Raw genomic sequence first — 11,775 nt, 5'->3', positions numbered from 1 at the left:
TGTGGCGGGCCGCACCCCGGAGGGGCGCTGCGGGCACAGGCAGCCGGGACGGCTTATTCCGGCGCAAAGAACTCGTTGCCGTGCATGTCGACCAGTTCCAGCGCACGACCACCACCGCGGGCCACGCAGGTCAGCGGGTCGTCAGCCACCTGCACGTGCAGACCGGTTTCCTCGGAAATCAGGCGGTCCATGTCGCGCAGCAGGGCGCCACCACCGGTCAGCACGATGCCGCGCTCGGCGACGTCGGCGCACAGTTCCGGCGGGGTCTGTTCCAGTGCCAGCTTGACCGCACTGACAATGCCCGACAGCGGCTCGTGCAGCGCTTCAAGCACTTCGTTGGAGCTGATCTTGATCATCTTCGGCACGCCCTCGGCGAGGTTGCGGCCGGAGATTTCCATCTCGATCGCTTCCGCCTGCGGGTAGGCACAGCCCAGTTCGACCTTGATGCGCTCGGCGGTGGCTTCACCGATCAGCATGCCGTGGTTGCGGCGCACGTAGTTGGTGATCGATTCGTCGAAGCGGTCGCCACCGATGCGCACCGAAGCGGAGTAGACGATACCGTTGAGCGAGATCACCGCCACTTCGGTGGTGCCGCCGCCGATGTCGATGACCATCGAGCCACGGGCCTCGGTGACCGGCATGCCGGCGCCGATCGCGGCCGCCATCGGCTCTTCGATCAGGAACACGTCACGGGCACCGGCCTCCTCGGCCGATTCCTTGATGGCACGGCGCTCGACCTGGGTCGAGCCGGCCGGCACGCAGACCAGCACGCGCGGGCTCGGGCGCAGGAAGCGCGACTTGTGCACCTTCTTGATGAAGTGCTTGAGCATCGCCTCGGTGTAGGTGAAGTCGGCGATGACGCCATCCTTCATCGGGCGGATGGTGGTGATGTGGCCCGGGGTACGGCCGAGCATCTGCTTGGCCTCGGCGCCAACGGCTGCCACCGACCGGGTACCACCAATCGCGCGATCCTGGCGCACAGCGACCACGGACGGCTCGTTCAGCACGATTCCCTGCCCACGCACATAGATGAGGGTGTTGGCCGTGCCCAGGTCGATGGACAGGTCATTGGAGAACATGCCGCGCAGTTTCTTGAACATCTGGGAGTTGATCCTGAGGGGTGTCGCGCCCAACGCGGGATGGCGAAAAAATGGGCAGAAATCGAGGTCGACAAGCCTAGCAACCCGCCTGCCGCCGAGCAAGGAGAAAACTAGCTGAACCCGCGCCTTCACAGGCTTTCGGCCTGATCGGGCATCAGCCGGTTCTGGCCCTGAGCGGCACCAGCGGGTAACCTTTGCGCCGTCGGGCGCCCAAGGGCGCCGTTTGCTTGCCTGCCGAAGTGGGCCGGCCCATCCCAAAATTCACCGCATAGGCTTACATCGATGTCCGCTCTGATCTGTGGTTCTCTTGCCTTCGACACCATCATGGTGTTCCCGGACCAGTTCAAGAATCACATCCTGCCGGACAAGGTGCACATCCTGAACGTGTCGTTCCTGGTGCCGCGCATGCGCCGCGAGTTCGGCGGCTGCGCCGGCAACATCGCCTACAACCTGCACCTGCTGGGTGGCGATCCGATCCCGATGGGCACGGTGGGTTCGGACTTCGGCCCGTACCGCGAGCACTTCGATGCCTTGGGCATCGACCTCACCCGCGTGCGCGTGATCGATGAGCTGTTCACCCCGCAGGCGTTCATCACCACCGACCACGACAACAACCAGATCACCGCCTTCCACCCGGGCGCGATGATGCGTTCCTACGAAAACCACGTGCGCGACGTGCCGGGCGTCAGCCTGGGTCTGGTCGGCCCGGACGGCCGCGAAGGCATGATCCAGAACGCGCTGGAATTCCACGAAGACGGCGTGCCGTTCATCTTCGACCCGGGCCAGGCCATGCCGCTGTTCAACGGCCCGGAACTGCGCGAGTTCATCGAGCAGGCCGATTACGTGGTGGTCAACGACTATGAGTCGAACCTGCTGCAGGAACGCACCGGCTGGAACGAAAAAGAGATCGTCAGCCGGGTCAAGGCCTACATCACCACCCGTGGCCCGAAGGGCGCGGTGATCCACACCCCGGAAAAGAGCTACGACATCCCGCCGGCACACGAGCGCCGCGTGGTCGATCCGACCGGCTGTGGCGACGCCTTCCGCGCCGGCCTGATCTACGGCATCCAGAAGGGCTTCGACTGGCTGACCATCGGCCGCATGGGCAACCTGATGGGCGCGCTGAAGGTCGAGCACCCGGGCACCCAGAACCAGCGCTTCACCTTCGATGAGTTCAACGAGCAGTTCAAGCAGCAGTTCGGTTACGCGTTGAACGCGTAAACGAACTGCCCGCGCAACTGACGGGAGCTTTTCGCCCGATGCGCCATGGGGAATGCTTCTGGTAGGTGTCGACCTTGGTCGACACTGCCGGCCAGCGGCCGGCACCGCTCTGGGTAGCGCCGGGCCACGCCCGGCGGCTTTGCGACCAGACACCTTCGATTCCGGATGCAGCCCGCGCTGCGCGCTCGCCGGGCATGGCCCGGCGCTACCTCCAGCTCAGGGCTTGGCCTTCTCCGGCAAGCGGTACAGCTCTTTTTCGTAGGCCAGCGTGCCCCACATCGCGTAGGCATGTGCGCGCCGCGCCAGTTCCGGCCGCAACGGCTGCGGCTGCAGCTGATCGCTGGCCGGGTCGTAGCGGAAGCCCTGCGCGGGCTTGTCCGGCTGCAGGATGGCCACATCGTTGCCCTCCATCCACGCCAGATTGCGGTCGTACTGCATCAGCGCGCGCCCCGGCTGCAGCCGCTGCAGGTCGGTCAGGTCCTGCCCCACCGTCGGGGTCGGATCGGCAATGCCCAGCAGCGACAGCAGGGTCGGCGGCAGATCGATCTGGCTGACAATGCGGGTATCGCGGCGCGCCTCGATGCCGCCGCCGAGGATCAACCCGGGAATATGGAAGTTGCCGATCGGCACCATGTTCTTGCCGAACACCCGCGAATCATGGTCGGCCACCACCAGGAACACGGTGTCCTCCCAGTATGGTGACGCCATCGCCTTGCGGAAGAACTCGCCCAGCGCGTAGTCGGCGTACTTGGCAGCGTTGTCGCGGGTCTGTTTCGGCTGCTCGTACAGGTCGATGCGGCCGTCCGGGAACTCGAACGGATCGTGGTTGCTGGAGGTGAAAACCAGGCCGAAGAACGGCTTGCCCTGCGCTTTCAGCTGCCGGAACTGCTGGTCGGCCTGGCCGAACAGGTCTTCATCCGACGCACCCCAGGAGCCGACAAATGCCGGCTTGCGGTAATCCTTGCGGTCCACGATGCGGTTGAAGCCATTGGCGAGGAAAAACTCGCGCATGTTGTCGAAATGGCTTTCGCCGCCGTAATAGAAGCCGGTGTCGTAGCCATGCCGCCCCAGCACATCGGCCAGGGTGAAGAAGCGCTGGCGGCTGGCGGGCAGCTTGACCACCGATTCGGCCGGCGTCGGCGGGAATCCGGTCAGTACCGCCTCGATGCCGCGTACCGAACGCGTGCCGGTCGCATACAGCCGCTCGAATGCCCAGCCCTGTCTGCTCAGTCGGTCGTAATTGGGCGACAACGGCCGCCCGCCGAGACTGCCGATGAACTGCGCGCCCAGGCTTTCTTCCAGCACGATCACCAGATTGCGCGGCTTGCCCTGGTACTGCGGCGGACGCAGCGCCAGGCTCGGCAATGCGTCGGAGACATACGCCGATGCCGGCAGGCCGCTGCTGGCGCGCAGTTCGCTGACCACCTCGGCCAGCGGCAGGTCACCGTAGACGCGCGAGGTTTCGCTGCGGGTCGCCAGTTGCCGCGCGGCATAGCCGACGGTGTACAGCGAATTCAGCGGCAAGGCGTTGATGGTCGGGTCGGTCGAGAACGCCACCAGTGCCGGATTCAAGGGCCGATGACCCAGGCTGGAACGCACGCCCAGCGCCGCCAGCAGCAGCACCAGGAACGCCAACGGCAGCCGCCACAGCCATCCCGCTTCGACTGCGACCATCGGGCTGTTGCCGACCCAGCGCCGCGACCCGCGAAGCAATGCCCAGAACAGCACGACCACCGCGGCAACTTCGATCACCACGGCCAGCAGATGGCCGCGCAGCAGCGTCATCCCGACTTCTTCGGGATAGATCAGGTATTCCAGGAACAGGCGATTGGGACGCAGGCCGTACTCGGCCATGAAGCTTGGTGTGGCCAGCTCCATGAACACCAGCAGCACGCTGGCCAGGATCAGCCACCACCGCAGCAGATGGCGCCACGCGCGGCCCACGCGCCCTTCCAGCGGCAACAGCAGCGCCAGCACCGCCGGGATGCCGTACAGCAGGCACAGGGTCGACACATCCACCCGCAGCCCCTGCAGGAACACCGTGGCCCAGCCGTCAGCAGCACTGACCCGCGCGGCGTGCCACAGCGCCAACCCCAGTCGCGACAACGACAGGGCGACCAGGCCAAACAGGAAGAAGGCGGCAATCGGACACAGACGCCGGTACAGCGACACCCACACAGCTCGGAGCATGAAAGGAATCCAGAAATGGAGCAAAGGACACCCACGCCCCATCCTTGGCAGCGGGCCACACCGGACAACGTGTTACCCGACACAACCACCAGCGCAGCGAAACCACCCGCCGGCACCTTCAACGCCTGCTGCGGCTTCGATCAGGCCGCGGCAGTGAGCGGCGACGGTTCCACAACCGCCTCCGCTTCACCCCCTGCCGGGCATTCGCAGAACCTCCAGCTGGCCTCGCACAATACACTGTGATGACAGTCGAGAGTTGACCGCCGTGGCGGGGCCCAGATTCCCGCCACAGCGCGTACAGGGCGCCGCGCTAGCCTCGCCAGCGCTCCAGCACCGCCGCGCAATCGGCCAGGTGCCAACAGGCCATGCCGGGCCACGGGTTGTCCGGGGCATTGACCAGCAGCGTGCGACTGCCGGCCGCGCGGCCGCATTCCAGATCGAAGCGGTAGTCGCCCACCATCACCACCTGCGACGGTTCCACCTGCCAGCGCCGCAGGAAGTACTGCAGCCCGGCGGGTGAGGGCTTCGGCTCGGCCTCGTCGCGACCGATGATGTCTTCTTCGGCAAATACGTCGCCCAGCCCGATCGCCTGCAGGGTGACCTGCGCGAGGCTGCGCACGTTGCGGGTCAGGATGCCCAGACGGCAGCCGGTGCCTTGCAGCGCGCGCACCAGCGCCACCGCCCCCGTCGCCGGCTGGGACGCAGCGGCCAGCGCACGCTCGTGCGCCAGCAGCCAGGCATGCTTGGCGCTGGCTTCCGCGGCCGGCAACCCGGCCAGGTGGGTGAGGATGTCATCCTCCTGCGGAATCGCCAGTTCGCGCTTGATCCGCGCGAAATCATGCACCGCCACGGTCAGCGTGCCGTCCATGTCGAACACCCAGTGACGGATCGTCGACAGTGCCGGCGCAGCCACCCGTGCATCCACGGTCAATGCCACCACGCCGGCATGCGGCTGGCATCCACGCCACCGGTCTCGAACACGGCCGTGCGCGTGCCACCGGCCTTGACCGGGAATTCGATGCTGATCGACTTGCCCTTGGCTGCCAGCTTCCACAGCGCCTTCTGGTCGGTGATGAACATGGCGATCGCCTCGTCGGTCTTCGGCCGCCAAGCCGCCATGGAGATCGGCTTGCCATCGTCCACCGTGACCTTCACGGTGCACTGCGGGCAGCGGAAATCGCCGGCCTGCAGCACCAGGTAGGCATGGCGCTTCCATTCGGGGTGGTCGCGGAACACCAGCTGCACCGGCTTGGCGCCGCTGCCATCCACATCCACCCGTTCCTTGCTGAAGATCTGTGCCGACACCTGGTTGCCCTTGCTGCCGACCGGAATCTGGTTGTACTGCCACAGCCCCTGCATGCGGCGCAGATCGCGCGCGGCATCACCCTTGGCCTTGACCTCGTCGAAGCCGGCGGCGATGCGCTCGGCGGCGGCGGTGTCCTTGTACTGGTCCAGCAGAGAGGCGCCATGCAGTCGTGCGCGTTCCCAGTCCTGCGCGGCCACCGCCGTGTCGTACTGCTTGGCCACGTCCTCGGCCTTGGCTTCCTTCTGCGCCTGCACGGCGGCAGCGGCGGCCTCCTGCGCCTTGCGTTCTTCCTCGGGGTTGCTGCAGGCGGCCAGGGCCAGGGTGCAGGCGGTGAGCAGGATCAGTCGTTTCATGGCTTGTTCCGTAAACATCCAACCGCCTTTCGGCCCGAAGGCACTACTTTATCGCCTTCACGAGGCGCGCGGACCCTTGGCGGCGCTCACTGGAATGGCCATACGGGAGAATCCGGCGCGCCCGGGCATCCTCCCCCGACACGACGCGCTTGACCAACGGTGTAGAACTGTCCGCCCCCCACTGCACTCCACCCATGCACCGACATCGACGGCGGCAATGCGTCCAGGCTTCTGTCGCCCCGAATATGCGCTTCACTCCAGAAGCCCCGTTTCACACCATCGCTGTCACGTGCGTCGTCCCCGCCCAACCGTATGGTGATATCGCCCCCTGAGGTGCGACTGACACGGGCACGGACAGGGCCATCGCCCCAAAGTGCATCATCTACCAGTGTCTCCAGATGGGTCTGCCCTGACTCCGAGAGGAACTGTCCATCCGAAAGCCGTCCTCCGGCCAACCCATACGCATTGAACACGACCCGCCAGGCTGCCTCAGGGGCTGGCAGAGGCCGCGATGTTCCGTCCGTATGGGTGCGGAAGTGGTCAGGATTGGCAAGCAGCAGTCCATTGCAGAGCAGAATGGCGGCGGGCCCAACTTCAGCACTGGACTCCCGGCGTGTGAACAGCAACCACTCCCCATGACGGTACTGTCTGAGGCTCCCACTGGTTTCGGTGACGCCGGGAACCGTGCCAGCAGAGAACTCGACCAACGCCGCCTTGCCAATGACGGCCGACCAGTTCTCTGCCGAATCTTCTGCAGCCAATGCACCTTCCGCCTGCACGACGCCAACGAACATCAGCAACACCGTGGCGCATCGTGACAGCCTGCACTGCTCCCTACGTCGTACTGGTGGCCCCGGCCATATCATGCCGGGCACTCGTCTGACGCCCGTCGCAGATCACCGACCGTACTGGCCTCCACGTCATCCAGCACCGCCCAGTCCAACAGAGAGACCACGGCAGAAAGCGCAGGTTCTCGAGGCGATGTACCGATGATGATCTCCCACCACGCCCCGATTGGAGCAGGTTGCGGCCCTCGCAGCGCGACTTCAAGTTCTGGCATTTCGCGGCCTCCCTTCTTGCTTCCTGCAGGTGTGCCACGCTTGTTCGCGCCGGTCTTCACGAAAACGAGTTTGAGATTGCCTTGGGGAGTACGCTGCGTGCTTGCCCGATAGCGCTCAGCATCCGTGGCCCACTGCATGTCCCAGGTCGTCTGGTGACGTTGGCCGTCCGCGCGGATGGTCATTGCCGTCTCCGCACTCAGCGACAGCAGTGCGGCGTACTCGAACATCCTGGTGTATCGGCGGGAATAGTCCTGCGTCGGAACTCCGGAATCGAGATCGTCCTGGACGTCCCAATTCACAACTCTGATTCCACACAGAACCATGTGGAACGGACGCCCTGGCGCCGCACCCGCTGACATGACGATGTCCCGATTCCGGTACTGGGTCATCGTTCCGCGAAGATGTTCATTGCGGCCCGTTCCATGCGCGACTTCCACCCATCCTGCCTGGCGGTAGAGTGCACGCAGGGGTGAAGCTGTACCGGAAGATTCTGCGGCGTCCTGGGCCGTTGCGGTAAAGGCAGTCAGCAACAGAAGTACTGCCAGCCCCATGTTGCAGAGGCGCGAGATCTTGGCCGAACCGCCAGCGAAACTCGCGGGTACGACCGCGGGCGCCGGGCTGATCACCGGATTGCCCTCTGGCCGGCCTTCAGCCGTGGGGAAAACATGCCGCATGCACCAGGCCTGTCAGGAAAGGGGATTGCGAGCCCGGCCTGATTCAATCCGGCGCCCGTCGGAACGCAGACGGTACGTCCAATCCCTTTCCAGAAACATGCAACAAATCAGAAAAAGGGCAGCTCTGTGTTTCCTCTGCCCGTAGCAACTTCTGCGGATCTGATGCCATGAAAGAAGCGGCGGGTTACCCCGCCGCTTTCAGATCACAGGAGGCCGGGGTATCCCCGGCGCACGCTTACTTTGCTTCAGCCTTGGCCAGCATGTCCTGCACCGAGGCGGTGGTGATCGGGTGGTAGCCCGGCTTGGCCTTCTCGAACGCCTGCTTGGCCAGCTCCAGACCCTTCGGGGTCTTCACCAGTTCGGCGTAAATCGGCAGGATCAGCTTGCGACGGCCGACACGCTCGATGAACGCAGCCGCCGCTTCATTGGCCTGCTCGTAACCGCTGCGGATGGTCAGCGGGTACCAGCGCATGGCGATCTCGCCATTCGGGGTGCCGGTGAAGTGGAAGGCCTTGTCCAGCGTGGCCAGCTTGTCCAGCGGCTGGGTGGCGCCCAGGCCGTCGATGAAGCGGACCCACTCCTGGGTGCTCCACTCGGCGATCACCTGGCTGCTCGGCACGGTGCCGGCGCTGGCGAAAGCGATACGCGCGGTATCCACGCTGCTGAAGTTGCGCGACTGCGCCTTGGCCGCGAACGCCGGAATGCCCGGCTCGTCCAGCCACGCCTTCAGTTCGGCCTCGGTGACCGCCGACGGATTCTTCGGCAGCAGGTTCTTCTTCAGGTACTCGACGAACTGGTCGGTGTTGGCGCTCTGGAAGGCGTGGTCATCGAACCAGCCGCGCAGGAACGGATCGAAGGTTTCGCGGCCGAAGCGCTGTTCCAGGAATTCCAGGAACCACGAACCCTTGACGTAGGCCACCTGGCTCAGGGCTTCGTCCGGGTCACGCTCGTTCAGCGGCGGCAGCGCCAGTGCCTGGTCGGCCGGGCTCATGTCCTTCACTTCGGCCAGCAGATCGGTCTGGTCGATCTGCTTTTCCATCTCGGCCATCTCCTTGCCGTACAGGGCTTCGGTGATGCGGCCCTGGACGTAGGTGGTGAAGCCTTCGTTGAGCCAGATGTCCTTCCAGCTGGCGTTGGTCACCAGGTTGCCCGACCAGCTGTGTGCCAGTTCATGGGCGACCAGCGAGACCAGCGACTTGTCGCCGACGATCACGGTCGGAGTGGCGAAGGTCAGGCGCGGGTTTTCCATGCCGCCGAACGGGAACGACGGCGGCAGCACCAGCATGTCGTAGCGGCCCCAGCGGTATTCGCCGTACAGCTTTTCGGCGGCACCGATCATCTTCTCGGTGTCTTCGAATTCCTTGGCGGCCTTGTTGACCATGGTCGGCTCGGCCCAGACGCCGGAGCGGCCGGAGATCGGCTCGAACACCAGGTCGCCGGCCGCGATGGCCAGCAGGTAGGACGGAATCGGCTGCGGCATCTTGAAGGTGTAGTCACCGTCACGCGCGGCCTTGGGATCGTTGTCGGCGCTCATCAGCACCATCACGTCCGGGCGCGAGACCACGTGCGCGCTGTAGGTGAAGCGCACGCTCGGGGTGTCCTGCAGCGGCACCCAGGAACGGGCGTGGATCGCCTGCGACTGGCTGAACATGAAGGGCAGCTTCTTGCCCTCGGTCATCGACGGCGCCAGCCACTGCAGGCCCGAAGCGGTCGGTGCGGTGTGGTAGGTCACCTCGACCTTGGCCGGCTGTTCCGGGGTTTCGATGGTCAGCTTGCTGCCGAACACCTTGTCCACCGGGGCCAGCACGAACTGCAGCGGGCTGCGCGCGCCGTCGGCGGCGATCGCTTCGACCTTGGCGATGCTCAGCTCGCGGGTGTCCAGCACCAGCTGCTTGGCATCCTTCTGCTTCCATTCCAGGGTGTAGGTGGCGGTGCCGCCGATCTGCTTCTGGTCGAAGTCCAGCTTCAGATCCAGCGCGATGTCCTTGACGACGACCTTGTCCGGCTCGGCGTACGAGCTTTCATCGTGGCTGCGGTTTTCGGCGTTCACGGGGGCGGCGGGAGCCTTCTGGGCAGTCGGAGCGGCGGCGGGTGCGGCCGCCTCCTGGGAGCAGCCGGCGGCCAGGGCCACAGCCAGCGGAAGGAGCATCAGCGGATTGCGCATGAATCGGGACCGTTACGGGGATCAAACCCCAATGGTACCTCTCCCCCGCCCGGGAAGCGTTGCGCGGTGCGGGGTAATGCCGGCCCCGCGATGGCCCGGCAGGTGCCAACCTTGGTTGGCACGGAGCTGTCATCGCTCACGGTAGGACCTGTGCCGACCAAGGTCGGCATCTACCACGGCGGATTGCTGCGTCATCGCTCGCGGGCGGGCCCTGGGCCCACCTTCCTGCCTCTGGTAGGTGCCAACCTTGGTTGGCACGGATCCATCACCGCTCGCGGCGGGCGTGTGCCAACCAAGGTTGGCACCTACCAAAGCGAGGCTTACAGCTTGTAGCCGGAGTGGATCGAGACGATGCCGCCGGTCAGGTTCTTGTAGTGGCAGCGCTCGAAGCCCGCCTGCCCCATCATCGCCTTCAGCTCTTCCTGCGGCGGATGCTTGCGGATGCTCTCGGCCAGGTACTGGTAGCTGTCCGAATCGTTGGCGAACAGCTTGCCCAGCTTCGGCAGGATCTTGAACGAATGGAAGTCGTAGATCGGCTTGAACCAGTCCGCGGTGACCTCGGAGAACTCCAGCACGCGGGCCTGGCCGCCCACCTTCAGCACGCGGAACATCTCGCGCAGGCCGGCATCCTTGTCGGTCACGTTGCGCAGACCAAAGGCGATGGTCACCAGGTCGAAGCTGTTGTCCGGGAACGGCAGGGCTTCGGCGTTGCACTGCACGTAGTCCAGGCCGAGCACCAGGCCGCGGTTGGTCAGGCGGTCACGGCCGACCGACAGCATGCCGGCGTTGATGTCGCCCAGCACCACCGAACCCTCGGCGCCAACCCGTTCCTTCAGCAGCGCCGCGATATCGCCGGTGCCACCGGCCAGGTCGAGCACGCGGTCACCCGGCTTCACCTGCGCGGTGGCTACGTAGTAGCGCTTCCATGCCCGGTGCACGCCCATGCTCATCAGGTCGTTCATCAGGTCGTAGTTGCGCGCGACCGACGTGAACACCTGGCCGACCAGCTTCTGCTTGTCCTTGGCGTCAACGTCGCGGAACCCGAAATGGGTGGTACCGGATTTGTAGGGGGATTCGCTCATGCCCCCGATTATCGCACCGCCGGGCCCCTGCGGGGAACGCTGGCCGTATCATGGCGCCCCACGACCTACCGGAGCCCCGCATGATCACCACGCCCGACTACCAGGCCCTGCTGCAGACCGCCATTGCCGAAGCCCGCCAGGGGCTGGCCGAAGGCGGCGTGCCGATCGGCGCGGCGCTGTACCACAACGACGGCCGCCTGCTCGGCTGCGGCCACAACCGCCGCGTGCAGGAAGGCGACCCGTCCGTGCATGGCGAGACCGACGCCTTCCGCAAGGCCGGCCGCCAGCGCCGCTACCAGGACACCATCATGGTCACCACCCTGGCCCCGTGCTGGTACTGCTCGGGCCTGGTCAGGCAGTTCAACATCGGCACGGTGGTGGTCGGCGAATCGCGCACCTTCCAGGGCGGCATCGACTGGCTGCGCGAAAACGGCGTCAACGTGATCGACCTGGACAGCCAGGAATGCGTGGACCTGCTCGGCGGCTTCATTGCGCAATATCCGGAAATCTGGAACGAAGACATCGGCGAATGAGCATCCGCCACAGCTGATGAGTCCGCCTTGATGAACGCTTCAGTGCCGGCACAGCCTTGTGCCGGCAGCGTCTGCCTGCTTCAACGTGAAC

The 11,775-nt window shown here is 65.3% G+C and carries 10 protein-coding genes; 2 read left to right on the top strand and 8 right to left on the bottom strand.

Annotated elements, in window-relative coordinates:
- Positions 1 to 53: 53 nt before the first annotated feature.
- On the bottom strand, positions 54 to 1,100 hold the full coding sequence (locus DBR20_RS14665; RefSeq protein WP_025877255.1) for a rod shape-determining protein: 1,047 nt from the start codon (positions 1,098 to 1,100) through the stop codon (positions 54 to 56).
- A 282-nt stretch (positions 1,101 to 1,382) separates the two neighbouring features.
- On the opposite strand from DBR20_RS14665, the gene DBR20_RS14660 reads away from it, so the two are divergent.
- On the top strand, positions 1,383 to 2,321 hold the full coding sequence (locus DBR20_RS14660; protein WP_059065157.1) for a carbohydrate kinase family protein: 939 nt from the start codon (positions 1,383 to 1,385) through the stop codon (positions 2,319 to 2,321).
- 216 nt (positions 2,322 to 2,537) lie between these two features.
- Here DBR20_RS14660 and DBR20_RS14655 read toward each other — a convergent pair whose 3' ends face one another.
- From DBR20_RS14655 to ubiE, 7 genes are all read right to left on the bottom strand, one after another.
- Positions 2,538 to 4,511 carry an LTA synthase family protein gene (locus tag DBR20_RS14655; protein WP_108266678.1) on the bottom strand — a complete coding sequence of 658 codons (1,974 nt, stop codon included), beginning with the start codon at positions 4,509 to 4,511 and terminating at the stop codon, positions 2,538 to 2,540.
- 310 nt (positions 4,512 to 4,821) lie between these two features.
- Positions 4,822 to 5,451, bottom strand: coding sequence for an HAD family hydrolase (locus tag DBR20_RS14650; protein WP_108266677.1), 630 nt, complete (start codon positions 5,449 to 5,451; stop codon positions 4,822 to 4,824).
- Positions 5,439 to 6,170: a hypothetical protein gene (locus DBR20_RS14645; RefSeq protein WP_100462435.1), complete on the bottom strand. Its 732-nt coding sequence runs from the start codon at positions 6,168 to 6,170 to the stop codon at positions 5,439 to 5,441. Before DBR20_RS14645 ends, DBR20_RS14650 begins: the two co-directional genes overlap by 13 nt.
- An 86-nt stretch (positions 6,171 to 6,256) precedes the next feature.
- Positions 6,257 to 6,973 carry a hypothetical protein gene (locus DBR20_RS21920; RefSeq protein ID WP_146187014.1) on the bottom strand — a complete coding sequence of 239 codons (717 nt, stop codon included), beginning with the start codon at positions 6,971 to 6,973 and terminating at the stop codon, positions 6,257 to 6,259.
- Positions 6,974 to 7,032: 59 nt separating this feature from the next.
- A complete protein-coding gene (locus DBR20_RS14640) occupies positions 7,033 to 7,905 on the bottom strand; it encodes a hypothetical protein (RefSeq protein ID WP_146187013.1) in 873 nt (290 codons plus the stop codon).
- A 235-nt stretch (positions 7,906 to 8,140) separates the two neighbouring features.
- Positions 8,141 to 10,069, bottom strand: a complete 1,929-nt coding sequence (locus DBR20_RS14635) for a M1 family metallopeptidase (protein ID WP_049463858.1) — start codon at positions 10,067 to 10,069, stop codon at positions 8,141 to 8,143.
- Between the two features lie 320 nt (positions 10,070 to 10,389).
- Positions 10,390 to 11,151: a bifunctional demethylmenaquinone methyltransferase/2-methoxy-6-polyprenyl-1,4-benzoquinol methylase UbiE gene (gene ubiE, locus DBR20_RS14630; protein WP_025877269.1), complete on the bottom strand. Its 762-nt coding sequence runs from the start codon at positions 11,149 to 11,151 to the stop codon at positions 10,390 to 10,392.
- Positions 11,152 to 11,231: 80 nt separating this feature from the next.
- Here ubiE and DBR20_RS14625 point away from each other — a divergent pair, with 80 nt between their 5' ends.
- Positions 11,232 to 11,684 (top strand): nucleoside deaminase, encoded by a 453-nt coding sequence (locus DBR20_RS14625; protein WP_094002387.1) that lies wholly within the window; start codon positions 11,232 to 11,234, stop codon positions 11,682 to 11,684.
- The last annotated feature ends 91 nt before the right edge of the window (positions 11,685 to 11,775 follow it).

Source organism: Stenotrophomonas sp. HMWF023 (assembly GCF_003060985.1).
Lineage (GTDB): Bacteria > Pseudomonadota > Gammaproteobacteria > Xanthomonadales > Xanthomonadaceae > Stenotrophomonas > Stenotrophomonas lactitubi.
Note: the sequence above shows the minus strand (reverse complement) of the source record. Positions and strands in the feature narration are given on the sequence as shown.

Coding starts and splice junctions, on each gene's coding strand:
- DBR20_RS14665 (WP_025877255.1), bottom strand. CDS start 1,100: ATGTTCAAGAAACTGCGCGGCATGTTCTCCAATGACCTGTCCATCGAC.
- DBR20_RS14640 (WP_146187013.1), bottom strand. CDS start 7,905: ATGCGGCATGTTTTCCCCACGGCTGAAGGCCGGCCAGAGGGCAATCCG.
- DBR20_RS14655 (WP_108266678.1), bottom strand. CDS start 4,511: ATGCTCCGAGCTGTGTGGGTGTCGCTGTACCGGCGTCTGTGTCCGATT.
- DBR20_RS14660 (WP_059065157.1), top strand. CDS start 1,383: ATGTCCGCTCTGATCTGTGGTTCTCTTGCCTTCGACACCATCATGGTG.
- DBR20_RS14635 (WP_049463858.1), bottom strand. CDS start 10,069: ATGCGCAATCCGCTGATGCTCCTTCCGCTGGCTGTGGCCCTGGCCGCC.
- DBR20_RS14645 (WP_100462435.1), bottom strand. CDS start 6,170: ATGAAACGACTGATCCTGCTCACCGCCTGCACCCTGGCCCTGGCCGCC.
- DBR20_RS14625 (WP_094002387.1), top strand. CDS start 11,232: ATGATCACCACGCCCGACTACCAGGCCCTGCTGCAGACCGCCATTGCC.
- ubiE (WP_025877269.1), bottom strand. CDS start 11,151: ATGAGCGAATCCCCCTACAAATCCGGTACCACCCATTTCGGGTTCCGC.